This is a genomic window from Lapidilactobacillus mulanensis (genome assembly GCF_003946215.1).
GTDB lineage: Bacteria > Bacillota > Bacilli > Lactobacillales > Lactobacillaceae > Lapidilactobacillus > Lapidilactobacillus mulanensis.
Window position 1 is genome coordinate 53,314 of sequence record NZ_RHOW01000005.1, and the last position, 25,001, is coordinate 78,314.

Below are 25,001 nucleotides of genomic sequence, written 5' to 3' on the forward strand. Positions count from 1 at the left end.
TCAGATAGGAAACTTCAGAGGCGAATATATATTATGGAAACAAAAATTTATACGCAGCAAGATATTCCGGAAGCTGCCGCACAATTGCGGGCCGGAAATTTGGTTGCTTTCCCTACAGAAACGGTCTATGGACTGGGCGCGATCGTCGATAATGAAGCGGCGGTTCGTGGCGTTTATGCAGCCAAAGGGCGTCCAAGTGATAATCCGTTGATCGTAACGGTCTGCTCACCGGAAATGGTTTGGAAATATGCACTAAAAAATGAATTAGCTGAGAAGTTAATGACAAATTTTTGGCCGGGTCCCTTGACGATTATTTTGCCATTACAACCGGGGTCACTTTCTGCGACTGTGACTGGTGGGTTGCACACGGCTGCGTTTCGGATGCCGAAGAATCAGGCGACGTTGGAACTGATCAAAGAAACGGGAACGCCGATCGTCGGTCCTTCTGCGAATACATCGGGGAAACCTAGCCCAACTTTGGCGCAACACGTTTATCATGATTTGAACGGGAAAATTGCTGGAATTTTGGATGATGGTCCTACTCAAGTCGGCTTGGAATCGACAGTAGTGGACTTAAGTGTCACACCCGCGGCAATTTTGCGTCCCGGATATTACGATGCCGCAGATTTGACGCCGGTTCTGGGCGTTGTCGATACCGAGCAGCATCACGTTGGTGCGAATGAAACGCCCAAGGCTCCGGGAATGAAATACAAACACTACGCGCCAGCTGCGCAAGTTCTCATTGTTAAACCAACCGTTGATTTTGCGAATGCTGTTCGAGAAACGCAGCAACAACATCCTACCAAGTTTGGCGTGCTGGCATTTGACGATCAGTTGGCATCAATTGCGGCGAGTGATCAAGTGGTTACATTTTCATTGGGAACTGACATCAGCACTGCCAGCCATCAACTTTTCTCAGGATTGCGTTGGTTCGATGATCAACCTGAGATCGATCTGATTTTGGCGGCCGGGGTTGACGAAGACGGCTTAGGAATCGCTTATATGAATCGCCTGAAGAAATCTGCGGGCGGTCAATATTACGGCGAATCGACCCGCTAGATTCGAATTCAAGATAGGGCAAGCAGTTTCACTAAAAATATGAATAGATCAAGAGTCTGAATCGAAGGTGATTTTGAGCCGTTCGATTCAGACTTTTTTTATCGTAAAATAAGCCCCGTTATCAGGCTTGCTTTTAGAATTGGCAAATAGTCGATTTTACTTTCGAACGGCCAGCATAATCGGTATAATGGGGCAAAAGGGGGTCTGTCAATGACATTCATCGAGAAAGATCAAGCAGTTTGGCAAGCAATTCATCGAGAGGAACAACGCCAACGCCAGAACATTGAATTAATTGCTTCTGAAAATGTTGTTTCTGAAGCGGTTTGTCGTGCACAAGGCAGTGTTTTGACGAATAAATACGCAGAAGGATATCCTGGTCGCCGTTTTTATGGCGGTTGTGAGTATATCGATCAGGTGGAAACACTGGCCATCGATCGTGCGAAGCAACTATTTGGCGCCGAATATGCAAACGTACAGCCACATTCTGGATCCCAAGCTAACGAGGCAGTTTATCGCTCGCTGTTGAAACCAGGTGACACCGTTTTGGGTATGGATCTCACTGCCGGCGGACATTTAACACATGGTTCACCGGTGAATTTCAGTGGTCAAACTTATGATTTTCACAGTTACGGCGTAGATCCCCAAACAGAACAGTTGAATTACGATGAAATTGCCAAGATTGCCCAGCAAGTTCAGCCAAAACTGATTGTTGCCGGTGCGTCCGCGTATAGTCGCACCATCGATTTTGCAAAGTTCCGTGAAATTGCCGACAGTGTTGGCGCATTGTTAATGGTCGACATGGCGCACATTGCTGGCTTAGTTGCGGCGGGTGTTCATCCCAGCCCCATTCCGTATTGCGATGTGGTCACGTCCACGACGCACAAAACTTTGCGCGGTCCGCGTGGCGGCTTGATCTTGGCTAAGGCAAAATATGCCAAGGCAATTGATTCGACGGTTTTCCCGGGCACGCAGGGTGGCCCATTAGAACACGTGATCGCGGCGAAGGCAATTGCGTTTGGCGAAGATCTGCAGCCTGAATTTAGCACTTATTCTCAGCAAATCGTTCAGAACGCCCAAGCTATGGTTGACGTTTTTCAAGCGGATCCAACTTTCCGAGTTGTGGCGGGTGGAACCGATAATCATCTTTTCTTACTTGATGTCACCAAGACCGGCTTATTCGGCCGCGACGTTCAAGAATTGCTAGACAGCGTGCAGATCACCTTGAATAAGAACACGATTCCTTTTGAGAAAAACGGGCCGTTTAAAGCCAGTGGTGTGCGTATTGGTACGCCAGCAATCACAACGCGTGGCATGAAAGAAAATGATTCGCGAAAAGTTGCTGAATTCATTATCGACGTGATCAAGTCACGCGACAATGAAACAAGAATAAATGCGCTTCATCACGAAATCACGGCTTTTGCAGAAAGTTTTCCGATAAATTGGTCTTAATCTAGTAGCAATTTACTGAAAACTAGATTATCATTGATATGATTTAAAAAATGAAAGGTGGCAAAAGTATGGGGAAATTTACCGTTTTGAATCACCCCTTGATTCAGCACAAATTGACAATTATTCGAGATAAGTCAACGGGTACGAAGGTTTTTCGTGAAGTTGCAAATGAAATCGCCGAATTAATGGTCTATGAAATCACTCGTGATCTACCCTTAGATGATGTTGAAATTGAGACGCCAATGGGCAAGACGGTCCAAAAGCAGTTGGCAGGCAAGAAGCTGGCTGTTGTGCCAATTCTACGTGCTGGTCTTGGTATGGTCGATGGCGTGTTGGAGTTGATTCCAGCCGCAAAAGTTGGTCATATTGGGATGTATCGTGATGAGAAGACTTTGGAACCTCATGAATACTTCGTTAAAATGCCACCAGATATCGACCAACGTGATTTGTTTATCGTCGATCCAATGCTTGCAACCGGTGGTTCTGCCAACATGGCAATTGATGCGCTGAAGAAACGTGGTGCACATAATATGCGCTTGGTTGTCTTAGTTGCCGCTCCAGAAGGCGTTCGTGCAGTTCAAGAGGCTCATCCGGACGTTGATATCTATGCAGCAGCGCTCGATGAGAAACTGACTGACAACGGCTATATTTTCCCAGGTCTCGGAGATGCCGGTGATCGATTGTTCGGGACCAAATAAATCAGTTCAATTCACCGAAGTCTATGAGGAAACGTGCATGCGACCATTGAAAATTCCGGTTAACTTGACTAACACTAAAATCTAAAACCAGATTTCAGTGTTAGTCGAAGTTAATCCTCATTTTCAACCCATGGTCGTTCGCATTCTGGCTGAAACGTGCTCAGTGCAACTGAAAATTCCGGTTAACGAACTCATTCAGAAATCCAAAAGCGGATTTTTGAATGAGTCGCGTTAATCCTCATTTTCACCCGTTGCACTTCGCACTCTGAAAACTTTCCTTTGAGTTTTACTTTTAATGGTGATACTATGGACTTTGTGTTTTTGTAACTATGTTTATTGGTTGAGACACAGTTTTGGGTTTGGTATAAGGTACGATTAATTTTTGATTGGCGTCGCTTTTTCAGGACACTTATCAAGGATTAGCCTCGTTATACTGGCTCTAAATGTTCGAATTGATTGGGAAGGAGGCGCGCTTTGGAGAGCAAGTATCAATACCTAACATTCATTGGCCTACGTTTCAATGTTGCCAATTGTCTTTCAATTTTAGTCACGGCATTATTAGTTTTCCTGTTTACATTTCTGCTTTCACGGAAATTGACAGTTAAACCGGGAAAAGGACAGAATGTCTTAGAGTATTTGATTGATTTTACGAATGGTATTGTGAAGTCGATCATGCCTGGTGATGAGGGCAAGCCCTTTTATTTTTACATTTTTGTATTGTTTACCTTTATCCTGTTTGCAAATATCTTGGGATTATTCTTCCAAGTCAGGGTCAATGGGTTCACATTTACGAAGTCACCAACCGCCGATCCAATGGTGACGATGCCATTAGCAATGATCACTTTACTAATGTCACATTATTTCTCGGTGCAAAAGTTTGGGTTCAAGGGTTATCTGCATAATTTTGCAAGCCCGGTCAGTTTCTTGTTGCCAGTCAACTTGATCGAAGAGTTTACCAACTTTTTGACACTGTCATTACGACTTTACGGTAATATTTATGCCGGTGAAGTGTTGATCGGGTTACTGATCATGGTGGCAAACAGTATGGGCGTTGTTAGTGTCGTTCTTGCGGCACCAATGACAATGATCTGGCAAGGATTTTCTGTCTTTATCGGGGCCATTCAGGCTTACGTATTTTCGATTCTATCGTGTGTCTATTTTTCACGTAAATTAGAACGTGAAGAGTAAAAAATTAGGAGGAATTTTATAAATGTCTAAATATATTGCCGCAGCACTTGCCGCAGGGCTCGCTGCACTCGCTACTTCTTATGGTAACGCCAAAGTTATTTCAAAGACTGTTGAAAGTATGGCACGTCAGCCAGAAATCGCCGGCACATTGAGAAGTACAATGTTTGTTGGTGTTGGTTTGATTGAAGCCGTTCCTATCTTAGCTATCGTTGTTGCTTTCTTAATTCTCTTTGTCTAAGACCAAGAAAGTTTTGTTTCAAATCTTAGAAGAAGGGAGCGTTATTCATGATGAATGGATCAGTCATTGCTGCAATTGATGTTGCTAGCTTAGGCGATTCGCTATTTTTGCTAGTTGTATTTATTCTGTTGTTGCTTCTCGTTAAGCACTTTGCTTGGGGACCAGTAACGAAGATGATGGATGATCGTGCCAAAAAAATCAATGCAGATTTAGATGGCGCCGAGACTTCACGTGCACAAGCAGAAAAAATGGCAGCACAACGTCAATCAGAATTGAAAAATTCAAAATCTGAAGCAATTCAGATCGTGAACACGGCGAAAGTCAATGGTGAGAAGCGGCGTCAAGTGATTTTGGATGCTGCACAAAGTGATGCTGAAAGCGTCAAGACTAAAGCGCGCGAGGATGCACAGCAGGCTCGTACTGAAGCATTGAATAGCGCACGTAATGATGTTGCCCAGATTTCTGTAGATATTGCTGAAAAGTTGATTGGCAAAGAATTGAGTGTTTCAGATCAAAAGGACTTGATCGATGCCTATATTAAGGGGTTGACGAGCGCTGATGAAACTAGATAAATTTACAATTGGCAAACGTTATGCCAAAGCTCTTTTCGAGTACGCAACGGAGCAACAATCCGCAGATAGTATTTACTCAGAATTATTGACGCTACGAAAAGTATTTGTCAATTGTCCTGATTTGGGTAATATTTTATCTGATTCACGTTTAGCATTACCAGATAAGCGAAAACTTCTGGTTGTTATAAAACCGAATTTTTCGCAAACGTTACAAGATTTCTTGCAGATCGTATTTGATTATCATCGCATGAACGATATTGAATTTATCATTGATGAATTCGAGCGTTTATACGATCAAGCAAATGGTCGCGTGTTGATTTCTGTTACAACTGCCGTACCAATGAGTGATGAGCAGCTTAAGCAGGTCAGTGCAGCATATTTGGTACGTTTTTCTGGTCAGAGTGCGTCCGTTACTAACGTGGTCGATGAATCGATCAAGGGTGGCGTGATATTACAAGCACAAGATCGTCGCATTGACGGTAGTGTGCGGACTAAGCTGAATCGGATTCGTGAGTTATTAGCTCAGCCAGTGAAATAAGATAAAAAGTGAGGTGAATCGGTTGAGCATCAAAGCTGAAGAAATTAGTGCATTAATTAAACAACAGCTAGCAAATTATCAAGATCAACTCAAGGTCGAAGAAGTTGGTACAGTCACTTATGTTGGTGATGGTATCGCTCGTGCCCATGGGCTTGATAATGTTATGTCTAGTGAGTTACTAGAATTTTCAAATGGTTCATATGGGATTGCCCAAAACTTGGAAACCAATGATGTTGGTATTATCGTTCTTGGTAAGTTTGATGATATTCGCGAAGGCGATACCGTCAAACGGACGGGACGGATCATGGAAGTTCCTGTCGGTGAGGCCATGATCGGTCGTGTTGTTAATCCGTTAGGCCAACCAGTTGATGGCAATGGTCCTATCAAGACAGATAAGACGCGTCCAATCGAGTCTCCAGCACCAGGTGTCATGCAACGTCAGTCAGTCTCTCAACCTTTACAAACAGGGTTGAAGGCAATTGATGCCTTGGTACCGATCGGTCGTGGTCAGCGTGAGTTGATCATTGGTGACCGTAAAACAGGTAAGACTTCGATCGCAATCGATACAATTTTGAATCAAAAGGGACAAAATATGATTTGTATTTATGTCGCGATTGGTCAAAAGGAATCGACTGTTCGTACCCAAGTTGAAACACTTCGTCGATTCGGCGCATTGGATTATACAATTGTTGTCGAAGCCGGACCTAGTGAACCCGCACCATTACTTTACATCGCACCATATGCAGGTTCTGCAATGGGCGAGGAATTCATGTATCGTGGCAAGCATGTTCTGATCATCTTTGATGATTTGAGCAAGCAAGCAGCCTCATATCGTGAAATATCCTTGCTGCTCCGTCGTCCGCCTGGTCGTGAAGCTTATCCCGGTGATATTTTCTATTTGCACTCACGTTTACTCGAACGTTCTGCAAAGTTGAGTGATGAGCTTGGTGCAGGTTCTATGACTGCCTTGCCGATCATCGAAACACAAGCCGGAGATAATGCCGCCTATATTCCTACTAACGTTATTTCAATTACTGATGGTCAGATTTTCTTGGAAAGTGACCTGTTCTATTCAGGTACACGTCCTGCCATGGATGCCGGGGCTTCTGTCTCTCGTGTCGGTGGTGCCGCACAGATCAAGGCAATGAAGAAAGTTGCTGGGACCTTGCGGGTGGATTTGGCTTCGTATCGTGAGTTGGAATCCTTTGCACAATTTGGTTCTGACCTTGATGAAGCAACGCAAGCTAAGTTGAACCGTGGTCGTCGGACGGTCGAAGTTCTGAAACAACCATTACATCAACCATTGCCTGCTGAGAAACAAGTAATTATCTTGTATGCCTTGACAAAGGGCTATTTGGATAGTGTTCCGGTGGATGATATTCTTCGTTATCAGAACGAAATGTTCGATTATTTCGAAAGCAGTCATGCCGACTTGCTCGAGACGATCCGCACAACCGGCAATTTACCCGACGATGAAAAGCTGAGCGCAGCCGTTAAAGCGTTCAGTGATGGTTTCGTTGCCAATAAGTAATTGAAGATAGTTGAATGACTATAAAAGTTAGCAAGGAGTGGTGAAAAATTGGCTGAATCTACGATTGATATTAAACGACGGATCGCATCAACGAAAAAAACTGGTCAAATCACAAGTGCCATGCAGATGGTCTCCGGCTCAAAGTTGATTAAGCTTGAAGATAAGTCGCAGAATTATCAAGTTTATGCCAAGAAAATCCGTGAGATTGTCACCCATCTTGCCGCTAACAAAGTTTTAGAACTAGCAGCTATGCGTCAGCATGCTCAAAGTAAGACTGGTACAACTGAAGAGGATGTTCTCTCGTTGAACAACCTATTAGTTGAGCGCCCTGTTGAGAAAACCGGCTATCTCGTGATCACTAGTGATCGTGGCCTAGTTGGTGGCTACAACAGTAATGTTTTACGTTCAGTTATGGAAATTTTAAATGATCATAAAAACCCTGATGACTATGCAGTCATGGCGATTGGTGGAATGGGTGCTGATTTCTTCAAAGCCCGCGACGTCCAATTAGCTTACGAATACCGTGGTGTGAGTGACATGCCTTCATTTGATGAAGTCCGTGGAATCGTCAAGACCATTGTCACAATGTTTGATGATGGCGTCTTCGATGAACTTTACGTTTGTTACAATCACCATGTCAATTCACTAACGTCTGCATTTCGCGCTGAAAAAATGTTGCCGATCACAGATTTAGACACAGATCGTGTTCAAAATTCAGAAGCGACCGAATATTTAGCTGATCCATCTGTCGATGCTGCCTTAAACGCAATTTTACCGCAGTACGCAGAAAGCTTGATCTTCGGCTCGATCATGGATGCTAAAACCGCTGAACACGCGTCTTCGATGACTGCGATGAAGAGCGCAACAGACAACGCGAACAACATGATCAAGGATCTTTCGACCCAATTGAATCGTGCGCGTCAGGCACAAATTACCACTGAATTAACTGAAATTGTTGGTGGCGCTGCAGCTCTAGAATGATAAATGATTAAGATGGGAGGAATTAAGACACATGAGTGTTGGTCATATTGTTCAAGTTATTGGACCAGTTGTCGACGTTGAGTTTCCACTCGACGAAGGCTTACCTGACATTAACTCAGCATTAAAAGTAACCAAGCCTGATAAGTCGACGGTTATCTTAGAAGTCGCCCTTGAACTTGGCGATGGCATAATGCGCACGATCGCCATGGAGTCTACTGACGGCTTGCAACGTGGTACTGAAGTCGCTGATACCGGTGGACCTATTTCCGTTCCAGTCGGTAAGGAAACTCTGGGGCGTGTGTTTAATGTTTTAGGCGAAACAATTGATAGTGGGCCTAAGTTCCCAGCAGACTTCCGGCGCGATGGCATTCATAAGCCAGCGCCAGATTTCAAGGATTTAAGTACAAGTTCAGAGATTCTGGAAACAGGGATCAAAGTTATTGATTTACTAGCACCATATGTTCGTGGTGGTAAAGTCGGCTTGTTCGGCGGTGCCGGTGTTGGTAAAACCGTCTTGATCCAGGAATTGATTCATAATATTGCCGAAGAACATGGTGGTATTTCAGTCTTTACTGGTGTCGGTGAACGTACTCGTGAAGGTAACGACTTGTATTTTGAAATGAAAGGTTCAGGTGTTCTCGAAAAGACGGCCATGGTCTTTGGTCAGATGAACGAGCCGCCTGGTGCCCGGATGCGGGTTGCGTTGACTGGATTAACGATTGCGGAATACTTCCGTGATGTTGAAGGTCAGGATGTGTTGTTGTTCATCGATAACATTTTCCGTTTCACGCAAGCCGGTTCAGAAGTTTCAGCCTTACTCGGACGGATGCCTTCAGCCGTTGGTTATCAGCCAACATTAGCAACAGAAATGGGTCAATTACAAGAGCGGATCACTTCAACTAAGAAGGGTTCTGTCACTTCTATTCAAGCCATTTATGTTCCTGCCGATGATTATACTGATCCTGCGCCAGCGACAACTTTCGCCCATTTGGACGCAACAACTAACTTGGAACGTCGATTAGTTGAGCAAGGTATTTATCCAGCCGTGGATCCACTCGAATCCTCTTCGAGTGCGTTGGATCCTGAGACTGTTGGTGAAGAACATTATCAAGTTGCCACTGAAGTACAGCATGTTTTGCAGCGATATCGTGAATTACAAGATATCATTTCGATTTTGGGTATGGATGAATTGTCTGATGACGAGAAGATCTTAGTTGCTCGTGCTCGTAAGATCCAATTCTTCTTATCTCAAAACTTCTACGTTGCCGAAGCCTTTACTGGCCAACCAGGATCTTATGTTCCAGTTAAAGATACGGTTGCCGGATTTAAAGCAATCCTCGACGGCGAATATGATGATCTTCCCGAAGATGCCTTCCGTAGTGTTGGTAAAATTGAAGAAGTCGTCGCTAAAGCTGAAAAAATGGGTTACCATCATCAAAGCAAGTAAGGAGGCATGAGCGATGGCGGAAAATACCAAAAAAGTAGTAACCGTTAATATCGTGACGCCGGATGGTGTTGTCTATGATCACCATGCTAACTTGGTTGTTGTGTGTGCGATCGATGGTGATCTAGGTATCATGGCAAACCATGAACCGATCATTGCACCTCTTAAAATTGGTGAGGTTCGGGTTAAACGAACCGATGATCCAGATCATGAGGATGCAATCGCAGTCAACGGTGGCTTCTTGGAAGTTAACAATAATGTTGCTTCTATTGTTGCCGATAGTGCTGAACGTTCTCGTAATATTGACTTAACACGTGCTCAACGTGCGCGTGAACGGGCCGAAGAGAAAATCAAAGCTGCCGAAGAGAAACATGATACTGATGAAATTAATCGTGCTCAGATTGCTTTGAATCGTGCGATCAATCGAATCAATGTCTCGAAGCATCGGAGATATTAAATTTTTAAATAAGAGGGCAAGACAGTTAAAACTGTCTTGCTTTTTTCGTTGGTTCCGGCAAAATTTGTGGTGGGAACTGGGAAACTGCTGTGGGGACGGCTGCAGGATTTCCAAAGTACGGAAATTCTTCCGCCTGAAATGTGGGCTCCGGAAAACCGCCGGATCTCACATTTTCCCATTTTGTAAATTCGCCAAAACCGCTCATTAACAAAATCACCACTGCAAGTCCCAGTTCCCACCACAAATTTTGCCTCGTCTATTCAAGCATACTAGTAAGTTTTGAATGCTAATTAAAATAATTGATTTGAGAAACCTTGTTATTCTGGTTATTCACTGAATAAAATAAGTTTAGGCAGAAGTTGCGGAAGAAAATTGGGCAATTGCAGTGACACTGGTGTTAATGAGCGGGTTTTGCGAATTTGCTTTAGCCGTTCGAACTTTGTGAGTTACGGATAATGACATCGTTTGCGCCGTGGGGGCCAGTACAGCAGGCGGCGTATTTGAGACTTTTGCGTGGGTTTCGGAAAAGGCTCAAATCGTGCTCGAAGACAATTTGGTTTTTAATTGGCTGAGAGCTATCCGCCACAGCAATAGCCCAATTTTCTGGAGCAACTTCTGCCGAAGGTAGATCAAGAGTCTTTCAACTTTTCCGATTATTATCCAACTCAATTATTTAATTAGACATTGCAGACTTCACAGATTTTTTTATCCGATCGATTTAATTCATTATTTTTTTGCTAAATAGATTTTCAAACCGCAAAATCATTAGTAGGTATGATAAACTTAGACAAGAATACTATCGGAGGAATGACCATGAACTCGGTTAATTTACAAGCATTATTTACAATTATTAGTCATTTGTTCTTTGTTTATTTAGCATATCAGACTTTGTCGGTTGTTCGTTTCGACGTTTTTTTTCGAGAGCGCCAAGAAGCTAAGAGCCGTATCTTGAAATTATTTATCGCAATCGCGTTGGGTTACATGGTCAGTTCATTTTTATTGTCGGTTATTATGAATTTGCAGAACGTCCTATTCGGATATTAAGGGGTCACGATGGAAGAAATCATCATTAACGGCGGGAATCGCCTGCGTGGAACAGTTGAAATCGATGGCGCCAAGAATGCCGTATTACCGATCATGGCCGCTGCAATTCTTGCGACAAAGGGTGTTAATCGAATTGAGAGTGTGCCAATTCTCGCAGACGTCTTGACCATGAAGGCAGTCCTTGAAGCATTAAATGTCAAAACTAATTTCAATGAAAATGATTCAACAATGCTGATTGATGCTCAAGACTCGCTAACTTCGGAAGCGTCATTTGAGCTTGTTTCTAAGATGCGGGCATCGATTGTTGTACTCGGTCCATTGTTGACACGTTTAGGGCATGCGAAGGTGGCCATGCCCGGTGGTTGCGCAATTGGTTCTCGTCCCATCGATCTCCATTTGAAAGGCCTGCGACAATTAGGGGCTCATATCGTACAAAACGGGGGCTTCATTGAGGCCGAAGCACGCAAATTGATTGGTGCACCGATTTATTTGGATTTCCCCAGTGTCGGTGCGACCGAAAATATTATGATGGCTGCAACCCTAGCTGAGGGAACCACTTATATCGATAACGCTGCACGCGAACCAGAAATTGTTGATCTCGCCATGTTTTTAAGTGAGATGGGCGCACAGATTTCTGGTGCGGGTACAGAAACAATCAAAGTTGTCGGTGTTCCTGAATTACACGGCGCAGTTCATCAAGTTGTACAAGATCGAATTGAAGCGGGCACCTTCATGGTGGCCGCCGCAATCACGCAGGGCGATGTCTTGATCAAAGATGCGATTGCCGCACATAATCGTCCGTTGATTTCAAAATTAACGGAGATGGGCGTTGTAATTGAAGAACACGATCAAGGCGTGCGTGTGATCGGGCCGGAGAAGCTCATTCCGGTAAATGTGAAGACTTTACCGCATCCAGGTTTTCCAACTGATATGCAACCACAAATGACGATTGCCCAATTGATGGCCGATGGAACTAGCATCATGAACGAAACGGTTTTTGAAAATCGGTTCATGCATGTTGACGAATTACGCCGCATGAATGCGCAAATCGAAATTGAAGGCAACACGGTATTGTTACATGGCCGTGCCCAATTAAAGGGTGCCGCTGTGGAAGCGACTGATTTGCGTGCTGCCGCAGCCTTGATCTTAGCGGGGTTAGTTGCTGAAGGTGAAACGCGAGTCGGGCAACTTCATTACTTAGATCGTGGCTATCATTTGATTCAACAGAAGCTCAGTCTTCTGGGTGCAGATATTCGTCGGAGTGAAATTGCGGCCGATGGCACCGAGCGGCCTGTTTTGAGTGTTATTTCTAAAGAAGCTTAATTTATAAATTTTCTGAGCACATTAATGTGTATCAATGATCGGGTAAGATTCGAGAGGAGCCAAATCATGGCGAAGGATATTGGAATAGATTTAGGAACCGCCAATGTATTGATCAACGTGCGGGGTAAGGGGATCGTTTTAAACGAACCTTCCGTCGTGGCTATTGATACAACGACGGGTAGTGTGGTTGCAGTCGGTGAGGATGCTTACAAGATGGTCGGACGGACGCCGGGAAATATTCGCGCGATTCGGCCACTCAAAGACGGTGTGATCGCCGATTTTGATATTACCGAGGCAATGCTGACTTATTTTATTCGCAAGTTAAACGTAAAGACCTTCATGTCGAAGCCTAACATTTTGATTTGCTGCCCAACTAATATCACTTCTGTGGAGCAAAAAGCAATTATTCAGGCAGCACAGTCGGCTGGCGGGCGTCATGTTTATTTGGAGTTAGAACCTAAAGTAGCTGCCGTTGGTGCGGGCATGGATATTTTCAAACCACAAGGCAATATGGTTGTCGATATTGGTGGCGGTACGAGCGACGTTGCGGTTCTGTCAATGGGTGAGGTTGTGACGAGTCAGTCGTTGCGCTTAGCCGGTGATAAAATGGATACTGCAATCGTGAATTTTGTGAAGCAGAAGCATAATCTGTTGATCGGTGAACGGACTGCTGAAACGATTAAAATTCAGATCGGCGCTGCTTACGAGCCAGATCAAAATGACGAAATCGAAGTTCGCGGTCGCTATTTGGGTGACGGGTTGCCACATGAAGTGACAATTAATGCGGTTGAAGTTGAACAGGCACTGCACAGTACGTTGATGAGTATTGTCGATGCAGCTAAGGCAGTTTTAGAAAAAACACCGCCAGAGTTATCTGCGGATATTATTGACCGCGGGATCATGTTGACCGGTGGTGGCGCCATGTTGCGGGGCATTGATCGGTTATTCTCAGATCAATTAAAAGTGCCAGTTGTGCTAGCAGAGCAGCCATTAGATTCTGTCGCCCTAGGAACGGGTATGTTATTAGAAAATATTGCCAATCATCAGCAATATTAGTTTGAGGCGATTAAATGAAATTTAAAATGGATAGTGCGTTTGCGGGTTCAGCATTCAAAAAAATCGGCTGGTTGATCGTGGCATTTTTATTAGCCATCTTAATTGGTGCCGTGATCGGCTATGGCATCTCTGGCAAAGGAGATCCGTTGACGGTTTTTTCACCGCAAACTTGGGAACATATTCTGGATTTCCTTCGTTAAGGAGGACTCGAATTGAAACGATTATTAATTTGGTTGATCCGCATTTATCAAAAATATATTTCGCCGATGTCGCGCCCGCATTGTCGTTATTATCCAACGTGTTCTAATTACACTTTGCAGGCGGTTCAAAAACATGGCGCGCTCAAGGGAATAATTATGGGGATCGCCCGTATTTTGCGTTGCAATCCATTTGTGCGTGGTGGCGTGGATCCAGTCCCTGATTTCTTTACGATATTTCGCAATCCTCATCCTGAAGACTATGAGGATGAGATCATTACGGCGAAGTTTCACCCAAATACAACTAAGGTTAAGGAGTAATTCATGGCTAAGCAAATTGATCCAATTCAAGTTGAGTTGGTCGATCAAGATGATCAACATTGGCAATTACAGACGACAAAAGGGAAACTCATCGGACAAATTACCGAAGAAAATAAACGGTTTTTGAGCTTTTATGGGACTGAATCAAAACCGACCCGAAATAAGACGTTGTCAGAAGCAACGCAAGATCTGTTGTTACAATATAATTTACATCAACATTAATTAATGCTGTTGTTCAAATTAAATTTATTTAAGGATTAAAAGGTAGGTTAACAATGCCAGAAGATAAACATTCTGAAGAGAAAAAATCAGACCGAATTGATTATGGCATTCTCTTTTCGATCATGATGCTGGCGCTGTTCAGCATGATGGCCGTTTATGTCGCGACTTCTCATGATACAAGCTCAACGAGTCCCATACGAGCAGTGATCATGCAAGTGGCTTGGTACGTGATCGGCGCGATTGCAGTCGTTGTGATCATGCAATTTGATGCCGAACAACTTTGGAAAATTGCCCCGTATGCTTATGGCGCTGGGGTTATATTATTGATTGCTGTTCTAATCCTCTATGACAAGCAGCAGGCTGCTTTGACAGGGGCCAAAAGTTGGTTCAAGTTTGGTAGCTTTACGTTTCAGCCGTCTGAGGTCATGAAACCGGCGTTTATTTTAGCGCTAGGTCGCGTAGTGACGCAGCACAATTCGAAATATACGGTTCATAGCGTTCGTAACGATTTTATTTTACTTGGTAAGATGTTGGTGTGGACAGCTCCTGTGGCTGTTTTACTGAAATTGCAGAATGACTTTGGGACCATGTTGGTGTTCTTTGCGATTTTTGCTGGAGTCGTGCTGGTTTCTGGTGTGAGCTGGAAAATTTTGGCGCCTGCTATTATTTTTGTCGCGATCGTTGGTGTGTCGGCCATTTTATTGGTGACCACTGATTGGGGCCGGAGTTTGTTGGGTGCGTTTGGGTTTAAGACGTATCAATTCCAGCGGATCAATAACTGGCTGAATCCTTCGCAAGATACGAGTAATAGTGGTTATCAATTGTGGCAAAGTATGAAAGCAATTGGTTCTGGGCGCATGACTGGACGTGGATTCAACGTGTCGCGTGTGTATGTGCCTGTGCGTGAATCGGATATGATTTTCTCCGTGATCGGCGAGAACTTTGGTTTTCTTGGGAGTTGTACACTGATCTTATTATATTTCTTGTTGATCTACCAAATGATCAAGGTCACTTTCGATACGAAAAATGAATTCTACGCTTACGTTTCGACGGGTGTCATCATGATGATTTTATTCCACGTTTTCGAAAATATTGGCATGAGCATTGGCCTCTTGCCGCTGACGGGGATTCCGTTACCATTTATTTCGCAAGGTGGTTCTGCTTTGCTGGGGAATATGATTGGGATCGGGTTGATCATGTCGATGCGCTTCCACTACAAGAGTTATATGTTTAGTCGTGATCGCGATAAAAAATTCTAAAATGAAGTTGTCAAATCTAAGTCAGACTTTACAACTTTTTTAATTGCTTAAATGAGCGGGATTTTAGCAATCTATTTGGTTGCATTGCGTGACACATTTTTTCTGTTTAAGAATTTCGGTCGACAACCATTGATTGCAATTGATTTTAGACTGGCTTAGAATAATGAATATTAAGTAAGTAAAATAGTGAGGGATATAATGGCAAACTTAACGATCAAAAATTTACATGTCCGCGTTGACGATGAGAGTGAACATAAAGAGATTCTGAAAGGTGTCGACCTTTCCATGAATAGTGGTGAGATCCACGCCATCATGGGTCCAAACGGGACTGGGAAGTCCACACTTTCTGAGACGATCATGGGCAATCCACGTTACACCGTCACTGAAGGCGATATTTTGTTGAACGGTGAGAGTTTGTTAGATAAACCTGTCGACGAACGCGCACGTGCTGGGTTATTTCTGGGGATGCAATATCCTGCTGAAATTATGGGCGTGACGAATGCCGAGTTCATGCGTTCGGCGATCAATGCGCGTCGTGCAGACGATGATCCCATTCCCGTACGCGAATTTATCAAGGAATTAGATAAGAATTTAAATTTATTAGATATGAATGAAAAAATGGCTGAGCGTTATTTGAATCAGGGCTTTTCCGGTGGCGAAAAGAAACGCAACGAAATATTGCAATTGTTGATGATCAAGCCAACTTTTGCCATTCTCGACGAAATCGATTCTGGCTTGGATATCGATGCAATGAAAGTGGTTGCCAAGGGTGTTAACTCGATGCGCGGCGCTGATTTCGGCTCACTGATCATTACGCATTACGAGCGATTACTCGACTATATTACGCCGGATGTTGTCCACGTCATGATGGGTGGCCGCGTCGTTAAATCTGGTGATGCTAGTTTGGCCGCTAAGCTTGAAGATGAGGGTTATACTGGCTTGCGCGATGAATTAGGACTCGATGTTCAATTGACGGATGAGAACTAGGGGTGCGATCAGTGAATAAAAAACTTTTTACCTCTGAACAGGAATTGACGGCGTTTAGCCAGCAGCATCACGAAACAGCAGCCATGGTACAAATTCGGGCAGCCGCTTTTGAACAGTATGCTGAGTTGCCTTTGCCACAATTTCAAAAAATTAATTATCGGACTTGGTCTTTATTTAATGGCGAGCCGTTGGTTGCAGCACCTTCGACTTTGAAACCTCTCACAAAATCTACGGCGACTATTTCTCAGCAGGGAACCCAACCAGCTCAAATTCAATTAAATGCAGAAGCACAAGCAGCCGGTGTTGTGGCACTGGACTTTTTTGAGGCAGAACAACAATTTCCCGAGCTTTTTGCTAAATATTATATGACGATCGCTTTGGCTAAAGATGCACATCGTTTGGCGGCCTTTCATGCGGCTGCAGTCAATAGTGGGGTGTTTGTTTATGTACCAGCGGGTGTGCAACTGAAAGAACCTTTGACTTGGGAGTTTACTCAAGACACGACGACAGGGCAAATGTATGTCCATCATGTTTTGCTGATTGCGGGTGAGAAGAGTCGGTTTACGATTCTGGAGTCACGGCAATCTGATGACGAACAGGCAATCAGCGCTAATATCGTCGAGGAACTGATTTTACAAGCGGGCGCCCAAGTTCATTTCACATCCATCGATGAGCTCAAAAGCACCGCTTATTTGGCACGTAGAGCTTATCTCAGTGCAAATTCACGTTTGGACTGGGCGTTAGGCCTGATGAACGATAGTAACGTTCTGGACGACTTTAACGTCGATTTAAAGGGTGATGGCAGCCATACTGAATTCAAAGCGGTCGCTATTTCTGCCGGCACGCAAATTCAGGGTGTGACCACGCGTGTGACTAATTATGGTCAACATACAGAGGGAAATATTCTGCAACATGGGGTTATTTTGTCCGATGCGACGCTGATCTTTAATGGAATCGGCCACATTGTTAAAGGCGCCCGCGATTCAGATGCGCAACAAGAAAACCGGGTCCTGATGTTATCAAAGACGGCTCGTGGCGATGCGAATCCGATTCTGTTGATCGATGAAAACGATGTGCGTGCTGGTCACGCCGCGTCTGTTGGTCGCGTGGATGCCAGCCAAATGTATTATCTGATGAGTCGCGGATTATCCAAAGATGTCGCTGAGCGTTTAGTGATCCGTGGTTTCTTAGGATCAGTTCTGACAGAGATCCCACTCGCAGAAGCCCGCGAGAAATTAACGGCAACCATTGAAAGGAAGCTTATTGATGGTCAAAAACATCGCGACCGCGCGGAATGATTTTCCCATTCTCGCACAAAAAATTAACGATCAACCACTGACGTATTTAGACAATGCGGCAACGACACAGAAACCGCAGGCCGTTATTGATGCGTTGGTCCATTATTATGAATTTGATAACGCCAATATTCACCGTGGTGTCTACACACTGGCTGAACGCGCGACTGAACAATATGAAGGTGTCCGTCAACAAGTGGCTAAGTTTATTCATGCCGAAAGTGACGAAGTGATTTTTACTCGCGGGACCACGACGAGCTTAAATTGGGTCGCCTTAGGATTCGGGGCGCAGGTCTTACAACCTGGCGATGAAATTGTGATCACGGTCATGGAACATCATAGTAATCTCGTTCCTTGGCAACAAGTTGCGCAAAAGACCGGCGCAAAATTGCGTTATGTCGAGATTACCGCCGATGGTGAATTGGATCTCGCGCAATATGGTGAGCTGTTGAACGCCAAGACGAAAATCGTCGCGTTCACGCACGTGTCCAATGTTTTAGGCACGATCAATCCGGTTAAAAAAATGACTGAAATGGCTCATGCTGTCGGCGCCTACGTGGTGATCGATGGCGCCCAGGCTGCGGGTCATTTTCCGATCGATATGGTGTCGCTAGATTGCGATTTTTATGCGTTTTCTGGTCACAAAATTTATGGACCCACTGGCATTGGAATCCTTTATGGCAAACGTGAGCTCCTAACTGAAATGCAGCCGGTCGAATTTGGTGGCGAAATGATTAATCTGGTGACACGCCAGAAGACCGATTTCAAGGCTGCTCCAGAAAAATTTGAGGCAGGGACAATGCCGATTGCCCAGGTGATCGGTTTGGGTGCCGCCATTGATTATATTCAGTCGATCGGTTGGTCAGCCATTGAAGCACAGGAACGCAAAGTGACGGCGGCGGCTTATCAACTGCTCAAAGATATTCCTGGTGTCGAAATATATGGGCCTCAAATTGGATCGAGTCGTTCTGCACTGGTCACATTCAACTTGAATGGTGTCCATCCCCACGATGTTGCCACCGTGTTGGATACGCAAGGTGTGGCGGTTCGTGCTGGTCACCATTGTGCACAGCCCTTGATGGAGACGCTGGGCGTCAGTTCAACGACTCGCGCCAGCTTTGGGTTATATAATAATTTAACGGACGTTAAACGCTTAGCAGCTGCCGTTCGGGCGGCAAAGGAGTTTTTTCAAGTATGAGTTTAGGTAATTTAAGTGATTTATATCGACAATTAATTCTTGACCACGCGCAGCATCCGCATCATCGGGGCGAATTGGCGAACGCGAATCAGACCATCAGTTTGAATAATCCGACTTGTGGCGACGTGGTTAATTTATCAGTTGAGATCAATGATGATCAGATCAAAGACATTGCTTTTAGCGGCGACGGTTGTTCGATCTCGCAGGCGTCTGCTAGTATGATGACGGATCTGGTCAAAGGTCAATCTACTGCTCAAGCCAAAAAAGAAATCGCCACGTTTCTAGAGATGCTGATGGGTAATCCTGATGAAAAAGATGTCGATGATTTAGGCGACGCGGCGATTTTGGCGACGGTGGTTAAATTTCCGGCGCGAATCAAGTGTGCGACGTTAGCCTGGAAGGCATTGGAACAAGCAATCGGGGAGGCTGAGAAAAAATGAGCGACGCAAAAACAAAAAATACGAAAAATAATGAAGAAGTCCAAAGTAGCGTACCTGATCTAGGCAGTTATGATTATGGATTCAGTGACGATGTGAAACCAGTTTATTCAACTGGCCGCGGTTTGACCGAAGAGACCGTTCGTGAAATTTCTGCGGCTAAGCATGAGCCGCAATGGATGCTCGATTATCGCTTGCAGGCCTATCATACTTATTTGAAAATGCCGATGCCCGATTTTGGCCCGGATTTGTCTGCCTTAGACCTTGAAAACATGCTGTATTATCAAAAAGCGACTGATCGCCAATATCGTGACTGGGATGATGTTCCCACTGAAATTAAAACGACTTTTGACCGTTTGGGTGTGCCTGAAGCTGAACGCAAATATCTCGCCGGATCTTCCGCACAGTATGAGTCAGAAGTGGTTTATCATAATATGCGCGAAGAATTTGAGAAGTTGGGGATTATTTTCATCGACACAGACACGGCGTTGAAAGAATATCCGGAATTGTTCAAACAATATTTCGGCAAGCTCGTGCAAATGAATGATAATAAATTTGCTGCCTTGAACTGTGCCGTTTGGTCTGGTGGCACGTTTATTTACGTGCCTAAAGGAGTTAAAACCGATATTCCGATTCAATCCTATTTCCGGATCAATGCGGAAAATTCCGGCCAATTCGAGCGGACATTGATTATTGTTGACGAGGATGCCAGCGTGAATTACGTTGAAGGTTGTACCGCACCGAATTATTCTTCGGATAGTTTGCACGCAGCCGTCGTTGAAGTTTTCGTTAAGCCCAACGCCTACTGTCGTTACACCACGATTCAAAATTGGTCGAAGAATGTTTACAGTCTGGAAACCAAGCGTGCGCAAGCTTTAGAGAATGCCACAATGGAATGGGTCGACGGTAACCTCGGTTCGAAAACAACTATGAAATACCCCAGCGTTTATTTGGATGGCGAGGGTGCGCGCGGCACGATGCTATCGATTGCGGTTGCTGGTGAGGGCGTCATTCAAGATAACGGCGCGCGAATGATCCACGCAGCACCGAACACGTCTAGTTCGATCGTTTCCAAATCGATCTCTAAAGATGGTGGTGCAGTCAATTATCGCGGGACGGTTCGTTTCGAACGCGATAGCGACGGTTCTTTTGCTCACGTCGAGTGTGATACGATCTTGATGGATGAACGGTCTACTTCAGATACGGTGCCATTTAACGAGATTCTCAACGGCAATGTTGCCATGGAGCACGAGGCGAAAGTTTCCAAAATTTCAGAAACGCAATTGTATTATCTGATGAGTCGCGGGATTTCCGAGGCGAAAGCGACTGAGATGATCATCATGGGATTTGTCGAGCCGTTTACTAAAGAACTGCCGATGGAATACGCGGTGGAACTGAACCGATTGATTTCGTACGAGATGGAAGGTACTGTGGGTTAGACTGAATAATATAAGCTGTAAGCCTTGGTACACATGGCTTACAGTTTTTTTTATTTTATTAAGAAATCGAGCTGAACGTCCTTTTGAACATTCCTTCAAAAGTTCATGAACTTTGTAAACATCTCACCCGTCGTGTTTGCAGAATCTTTCGTGACATGAGTATAGATGTTCATGGTCGTTTTTATGCCTTTATAGCCTAAACGGTACTTCACGTCTTTCATTATTGATTCACCGGCAACATTCTGTTCACGTGCGCATTTAAATAGTAAACTGGCTTGTGTGTGACGGAACCCATGTGGTGTAAGAAGCCTGGCAGTTTTATTTGAATATTCGCAAGCACCAGAGGGCATCAATCGAAGACATGAAAATTGTCGGTGTACTGTTGAATATGATCCTGGCAGTGGCAAACAGCAAAACGCATGGTCGAAAAAGTGGCGAGACCCAAAAAAAGATGCTAAGATTGAGGCCAGAAAGAAATTCGAGCCAAAATCGAGTGATAAAGGGTTTAAGAAGACTAGGCACAGTCGCATCAGACAAAGTCAACGGAAAATTACTGATAAAGATGTCAGTATTGCGTTAAATGAACCCATTCATAAAGAGCCGATTAAAATAGATAATTTAGGAAGAAAAAGTCAAAAAGTTATTGGTGAACATACAACGGTGGTCATTAATCCTGATAACCAAACGGTAATTACAACTTATGACACTAAAACGAGAATTAAGGACAGATATTCCAAACAAGGAGGTAACGAATGATGTTCTCAAAAAGTCAGATTGATTTCATGCAAAGCCACCAATTTGAAGTTCATTTCTCAAAAAAATTATCTGACCAAGACTATATCAATATCGAAGAAAAAGCCTCAAATCTTTTACAGACTGAGGGATTCGATGTTAATTATGAACCGACGGAGCTTGGGACAATGTGTGAAGCAATAATCGATTCAATTGAATGATGAGCACTTGCTGTTGACTAAAAAGTGAGTGCTATTTCTATACTCAAAAATTGTGGATGTGAACTTATGGAGAAAAAGCCGTTCAAATACTTGGCATAACTTATTCAATTACCTATGCCAGTAAAAGAGAATTACCGAAAAGATTTGATGATTGCGATGGTGAGACGGATGAGTTCACCAAAGAAATATTCGTCAATGATCAATCCGATGATGAAGGCGTTTCGCACACAATCAAAAATAAGTCAGCACTCGTCATGAAAGATACTCGTCACGAATTGATTCATGCGTTTCTTTGCGAGTCTGGACTGGCCGAGAATTCCGATTGGGCACAGAATGAAGAAGTTGTTGATTGGATCGCGCGCCAATTCCCAAAGTTGTTTGAAACGTTCAAAAATTAGGGTTCACTTTTCCGACTGCCTGCCTCAGCACTTTCGACCTAAACTTATTCTGTTTAGCTTAGGATTTGAATAGCTAGATTCCTGGAAGTTTGATTATCACGGTCGCCTTTACTCTGAATAACTAAAAAGAAAAAGCGATGAATTTCAAATCTGAGCAAAATAAGACACGACAAATTTAAAAATAGGTGCGGATTAGTCTTGGAATCCCTTATCCAAGGGCTTTTAGCTAAAACTTGCGCCTATTTTTAAATTTGTCGTGTACCCAGACTGCCAATTTTCGTTTTACGCGTTTAAAAAATATTGTTTTGAATAGAAATGCAAATTAAATCTACACCGTTAAATATTATCGAGCTCGTCCGAATAGAATAGGCGAAATTTGTGGTGGGAACTGGGAAACTGCTGTGGGGACGGCTCCAAGCTTTTGGAAGTGCACCAAAAGTTTTCCGCCTGAAATGTGAGCTCTTCCAAAATCGGGAAGATCTCACATTTCCCCCTTTTGTAAATTCGCAAAGTACGCTCATTAACAAAACTGCCACTGCAGTCCCAGTTCCCACCACAAATTTCGCCGGAACCACACCAAATCCACCGCACCAAATCCAAAATGCAGAATCCGTTACGCAGAATCGACCACACCAAATCAATTACACCCAATTCACTACGCCAAATCCACCGCACCAAATTATTTTTCACATTAATGATAACGCTCTATTCAAATTGCGCCGAGACTGTTAGAATTAATGCGAGCACTTTTAAAAGATGGGAGTTTAATATTTTGGGAAATGTAAAAGACTATTGGCGCGCAAACGAAAACCGTTATCAGGGCATGAAGTATAATGTGATCCCTAATTCCGGGTTGAAAATACCCGCTATTTCATTGGGATTCTGGCATAATTTTGGTGATGAGACACCTTTTTATAAGCAACGCGAAATTGTCCGCGGCGCTTTTGAATTAGGAATTACGCATTTCGATTTGGCCAATAATTACGGTCCGCGTCCTGGTGCTGCTGAAGAAAATTTTGGCAAAATTTATGCGCAGGATCTGCGTCCTTATCGTGATGAACTGGTTATTTCTAGTAAGGCTGGCTACGATATGTGGCAGGGACCTTATGGAGATGGCGGTTCGAAGAAGTATATTGTGGCGAGCTGTGATCAGAGTTTAGCTCGCACTGGATTGGATTACTTCGATATTTTCTATTCTCATCGTCGCGATCCAGAAACTCCTCTTGCCGCAACTGCTGAGGCGCTGGATTATATTGTGCGCAGTGGCCGTGCCTTGTATGTGGGTATCTCGAATTATTCGCCGGCTGATACGAAAGAAATGATCGGTTACTTCGAAGAGATGAAGACGCCGTTTGTTTTACACCAGACGAATTATAGTTTGTTGAATCAAGGCGACAATGATCAATTGAAAGAAATTTTGAGTCAGCATGGTGCTGGTTGCATCGCTTATTCGCCGTTGGCACAAGGTCAATTGACGAACAAGTATCTCCATGGCATTCCCGAAGATTCACGTGCTAAAAGTGACAGTGTCTTTTTAAATGTCGATGGGGTTGAAAAGAATCTGAATATTGTGCGTCAGTTAAACGAAGTTGCCATTCAACGTGGACAAACTTTGGCAGAAATGTCGATTGCTTGGTTGTTGCAAGACAAGCGCATGACTTCGGTGATTGTTGGTGCGAGTCGTTTATCTCAATTGAAAGATAATGTGGCAGCGTTGAACAATCTTGAATTCAGCAAGGAAGAATTAGCAAAGATCGATCATATCGTGAACGCAAAATAATAATAGTTTCGATCTAGAAGAGAATAGCCGCGCAATTGCAGGGCTATTCTTTTTAAATACAAATCGAATGGAGAAATCGAGATGATAATTCGGGAATTGAACTCTGACGACGTGACCTTAATGCGTCAGATCATCAATACGTGTGATTTCGACGATCAGTGTGTGCAGCCGAACTTAACGCGCGCGGATGTGATCGATCAGTTTGAGCGTTCTTTTAAGTTTGATGATTGGGTGCCACTGATCTTTTATGATGCGCGCGCAATGCCACTTGGTTGTGTGCTGCTGGGCGTTTCAGTGGAAGGGCGGCAATTGTCATTCGTCTCCGGAATTTTTGCGATCAATTCAGTCGTCTCAAGTTTTCAAGACTTGTTGAAATGGCTCGCAATTCAATATTCGGGGTATGAACTGGTCGTTTCGTTGCGCAGTCACAATCACCAGCTGGTGGATTTTCTGAAAAGTATTCAACACAAGCCTGCATTCACGGCAAAAGTGGTTCAGTGGCAATCGGAACAAGTTTCTCAGGGTACTGCGCAAAAATTATCTAGTTGTACCAGAAGCGAGTTTGAAGCGATCAGTCAGTGGTACGATGCGGAATTTTCGGATACTTTTTGGAATAGTCGGCGGATCTTGACACAGTTTGAGCAATGGGAAATTTTCATGTTGCAACGGCATCAACGAGTCAGCGAGTTTGTTGGTGGCTGTTATTCTGAAAAAAGAGCTATCTTTGAAGTGTTCGCGACTTATAGCACGGCAGATCTCCGAACCGTTTTCGAAGCACTGAATCAACAACTAATTAAACAGCACGTCACCTCCGGAATTTGGATGCTGGATGAAACCAGTCGTGAGTATCAACAAATTGATCAATTGCTGGCACCAAAAGAACCGTGGCCGAGTTATTTCGAATTCGTTTGGCATTTCTAAGTAGTGATGTGCTTTT

General features: G+C 44.0%; 28 protein-coding genes and 1 pseudogene. 27 read left to right on the top strand and 2 right to left on the bottom strand.

From position 1 onward, the window contains the following. The first annotated feature begins 33 nt into the window (after window positions 1-33). The 11 genes from EKM67_RS02160 to EKM67_RS02210 all read left to right on the top strand — a co-directional run bounded on the left by EKM67_RS02160 (window position 34) and on the right by EKM67_RS02210 (window position 10,155). Window positions 34-1,059 (top strand): L-threonylcarbamoyladenylate synthase, encoded by a 1,026-nt coding sequence (locus EKM67_RS02160; RefSeq protein ID WP_125576834.1) that lies wholly within the window; start codon window positions 34-36, stop codon window positions 1,057-1,059. 210 nt (window positions 1,060-1,269) lie between these two features. Continuing rightward, complete coding sequence (gene glyA, locus EKM67_RS02165; RefSeq protein WP_125576836.1) at window positions 1,270-2,508, top strand: serine hydroxymethyltransferase; 1,239 nt, start codon at window positions 1,270-1,272, stop codon at window positions 2,506-2,508. Window positions 2,509-2,576: 68 nt separating this feature from the next. Beyond that, complete coding sequence (gene upp / locus EKM67_RS02170; protein WP_125576838.1) at window positions 2,577-3,206, top strand: uracil phosphoribosyltransferase; 630 nt, start codon at window positions 2,577-2,579, stop codon at window positions 3,204-3,206. 474 nt (window positions 3,207-3,680) lie between these two features. Beyond that, on the top strand, window positions 3,681-4,394 hold the full coding sequence (gene atpB, locus EKM67_RS02175) for a F0F1 ATP synthase subunit A (RefSeq protein ID WP_125576840.1): 714 nt from the start codon (window positions 3,681-3,683) through the stop codon (window positions 4,392-4,394). A 22-nt stretch (window positions 4,395-4,416) separates the two neighbouring features. After that, entirely contained in the window at window positions 4,417-4,632 is a 216-nt protein-coding gene (atpE, locus tag EKM67_RS02180; RefSeq protein WP_125576843.1) for a F0F1 ATP synthase subunit C, read from the top strand. Between the two features lie 50 nt (window positions 4,633-4,682). Continuing rightward, window positions 4,683-5,204 carry a F0F1 ATP synthase subunit B gene (gene atpF, locus EKM67_RS02185; protein ID WP_379894386.1) on the top strand — a complete coding sequence of 174 codons (522 nt, stop codon included), beginning with the start codon at window positions 4,683-4,685 and terminating at the stop codon, window positions 5,202-5,204. Then, a complete protein-coding gene (gene atpH / locus EKM67_RS02190; protein WP_125576848.1) occupies window positions 5,191-5,742 on the top strand; it encodes an ATP synthase F1 subunit delta in 552 nt (183 codons plus the stop codon). The genes atpF and atpH overlap by 14 nt, the downstream gene beginning before the upstream one ends. A gap of 22 nt (window positions 5,743-5,764) precedes the next feature. Beyond that, the gene (gene atpA, locus EKM67_RS02195; RefSeq protein ID WP_125576850.1) at window positions 5,765-7,273 is read left to right on the top strand and encodes a F0F1 ATP synthase subunit alpha; all 1,509 of its coding nucleotides are present in this window, start codon (window positions 5,765-5,767) and stop codon (window positions 7,271-7,273) included. A gap of 48 nt (window positions 7,274-7,321) precedes the next feature. Beyond that, window positions 7,322-8,254 carry a F0F1 ATP synthase subunit gamma gene (locus EKM67_RS02200; protein ID WP_125576852.1) on the top strand — a complete coding sequence of 311 codons (933 nt, stop codon included), beginning with the start codon at window positions 7,322-7,324 and terminating at the stop codon, window positions 8,252-8,254. A gap of 31 nt (window positions 8,255-8,285) precedes the next feature. Next, the gene (gene atpD, locus EKM67_RS02205; RefSeq protein ID WP_125576854.1) at window positions 8,286-9,701 is read left to right on the top strand and encodes a F0F1 ATP synthase subunit beta; all 1,416 of its coding nucleotides are present in this window, start codon (window positions 8,286-8,288) and stop codon (window positions 9,699-9,701) included. 13 nt (window positions 9,702-9,714) lie between these two features. Next, a complete protein-coding gene (locus tag EKM67_RS02210) occupies window positions 9,715-10,155 on the top strand; it encodes a F0F1 ATP synthase subunit epsilon (RefSeq protein ID WP_125576856.1) in 441 nt (146 codons plus the stop codon). Window positions 10,156-10,180: 25 nt separating this feature from the next. Here EKM67_RS02210 and EKM67_RS02215 read toward each other — a convergent pair whose 3' ends face one another. Next, complete coding sequence (locus tag EKM67_RS02215) at window positions 10,181-10,399, bottom strand: hypothetical protein (RefSeq protein ID WP_125576858.1); 219 nt, start codon at window positions 10,397-10,399, stop codon at window positions 10,181-10,183. Between the two features lie 569 nt (window positions 10,400-10,968). Here EKM67_RS02215 and EKM67_RS02220 point away from each other — a divergent pair. From EKM67_RS02220 to sufB, 12 genes are all read left to right on the top strand, one after another. Beyond that, window positions 10,969-11,199 (top strand): DUF1146 family protein, encoded by a 231-nt coding sequence (locus EKM67_RS02220; RefSeq protein WP_164506532.1) that lies wholly within the window; start codon window positions 10,969-10,971, stop codon window positions 11,197-11,199. Between the two features lie 9 nt (window positions 11,200-11,208). Next, window positions 11,209-12,522, top strand: a complete 1,314-nt coding sequence (gene murA / locus EKM67_RS02225) for a UDP-N-acetylglucosamine 1-carboxyvinyltransferase (protein ID WP_125576862.1) — start codon at window positions 11,209-11,211, stop codon at window positions 12,520-12,522. A gap of 66 nt (window positions 12,523-12,588) precedes the next feature. Next, window positions 12,589-13,578 (top strand): rod shape-determining protein, encoded by a 990-nt coding sequence (mreB, locus tag EKM67_RS02230; protein ID WP_125576864.1) that lies wholly within the window; start codon window positions 12,589-12,591, stop codon window positions 13,576-13,578. 14 nt (window positions 13,579-13,592) lie between these two features. After that, window positions 13,593-13,778 carry a DNA-directed RNA polymerase subunit beta gene (locus EKM67_RS02235; RefSeq protein ID WP_125576866.1) on the top strand — a complete coding sequence of 62 codons (186 nt, stop codon included), beginning with the start codon at window positions 13,593-13,595 and terminating at the stop codon, window positions 13,776-13,778. A 12-nt stretch (window positions 13,779-13,790) separates the two neighbouring features. Beyond that, window positions 13,791-14,096 (top strand): membrane protein insertion efficiency factor YidD, encoded by a 306-nt coding sequence (yidD, locus tag EKM67_RS02240; RefSeq protein WP_125576868.1) that lies wholly within the window; start codon window positions 13,791-13,793, stop codon window positions 14,094-14,096. A gap of 3 nt (window positions 14,097-14,099) precedes the next feature. Beyond that, entirely contained in the window at window positions 14,100-14,318 is a 219-nt protein-coding gene (locus EKM67_RS02245) for a DUF2969 family protein (RefSeq protein WP_125576870.1), read from the top strand. 53 nt (window positions 14,319-14,371) lie between these two features. Then, window positions 14,372-15,577, top strand: coding sequence for an FtsW/RodA/SpoVE family cell cycle protein (locus tag EKM67_RS02250; protein WP_125576872.1), 1,206 nt, complete (start codon window positions 14,372-14,374; stop codon window positions 15,575-15,577). Between the two features lie 198 nt (window positions 15,578-15,775). Continuing rightward, window positions 15,776-16,564 (top strand): Fe-S cluster assembly ATPase SufC, encoded by a 789-nt coding sequence (sufC, locus tag EKM67_RS02255; RefSeq protein ID WP_125576874.1) that lies wholly within the window; start codon window positions 15,776-15,778, stop codon window positions 16,562-16,564. Between the two features lie 11 nt (window positions 16,565-16,575). Beyond that, window positions 16,576-17,862 (top strand): Fe-S cluster assembly protein SufD, encoded by a 1,287-nt coding sequence (gene sufD / locus EKM67_RS02260; protein WP_225417280.1) that lies wholly within the window; start codon window positions 16,576-16,578, stop codon window positions 17,860-17,862. Further along, entirely contained in the window at window positions 17,831-19,057 is a 1,227-nt protein-coding gene (locus tag EKM67_RS02265; RefSeq protein ID WP_125576876.1) for an aminotransferase class V-fold PLP-dependent enzyme, read from the top strand. The genes sufD and EKM67_RS02265 overlap by 32 nt, the downstream gene beginning before the upstream one ends. Then, window positions 19,054-19,497, top strand: a complete 444-nt coding sequence (sufU, locus tag EKM67_RS02270) for a Fe-S cluster assembly sulfur transfer protein SufU (RefSeq protein ID WP_125576878.1) — start codon at window positions 19,054-19,056, stop codon at window positions 19,495-19,497. Before EKM67_RS02265 ends, sufU begins: the two co-directional genes overlap by 4 nt. Further along, window positions 19,494-20,933 carry a Fe-S cluster assembly protein SufB gene (sufB, locus tag EKM67_RS02275; protein ID WP_125576880.1) on the top strand — a complete coding sequence of 480 codons (1,440 nt, stop codon included), beginning with the start codon at window positions 19,494-19,496 and terminating at the stop codon, window positions 20,931-20,933. The genes sufU and sufB overlap by 4 nt, the downstream gene beginning before the upstream one ends. Window positions 20,934-21,028: 95 nt before the next feature. Here sufB and EKM67_RS10840 read toward each other — a convergent pair. Beyond that, a pseudogene (locus EKM67_RS10840) lies at window positions 21,029-21,238 on the bottom strand (hypothetical protein); the annotation flags it as partial. A gap of 447 nt (window positions 21,239-21,685) precedes the next feature. Here EKM67_RS10840 and EKM67_RS02290 point away from each other — a divergent pair. The 4 genes from EKM67_RS02290 to EKM67_RS02305 all read left to right on the top strand — a co-directional run bounded on the left by EKM67_RS02290 (window position 21,686) and on the right by EKM67_RS02305 (window position 24,985). Continuing rightward, a complete protein-coding gene (locus tag EKM67_RS02290; protein WP_125576882.1) occupies window positions 21,686-21,886 on the top strand; it encodes a hypothetical protein in 201 nt (66 codons plus the stop codon). Between the two features lie 254 nt (window positions 21,887-22,140). Then, window positions 22,141-22,284: a hypothetical protein gene (locus EKM67_RS10850; RefSeq protein ID WP_225417281.1), complete on the top strand. Its 144-nt coding sequence runs from the start codon at window positions 22,141-22,143 to the stop codon at window positions 22,282-22,284. 823 nt (window positions 22,285-23,107) lie between these two features. After that, a complete protein-coding gene (locus EKM67_RS02300; RefSeq protein WP_164506533.1) occupies window positions 23,108-24,064 on the top strand; it encodes an aldo/keto reductase in 957 nt (318 codons plus the stop codon). Between the two features lie 81 nt (window positions 24,065-24,145). Then, the gene (locus tag EKM67_RS02305) at window positions 24,146-24,985 is read left to right on the top strand and encodes a hypothetical protein (protein ID WP_125576886.1); all 840 of its coding nucleotides are present in this window, start codon (window positions 24,146-24,148) and stop codon (window positions 24,983-24,985) included. Window positions 24,986-25,001 lie beyond the last annotated feature (16 nt).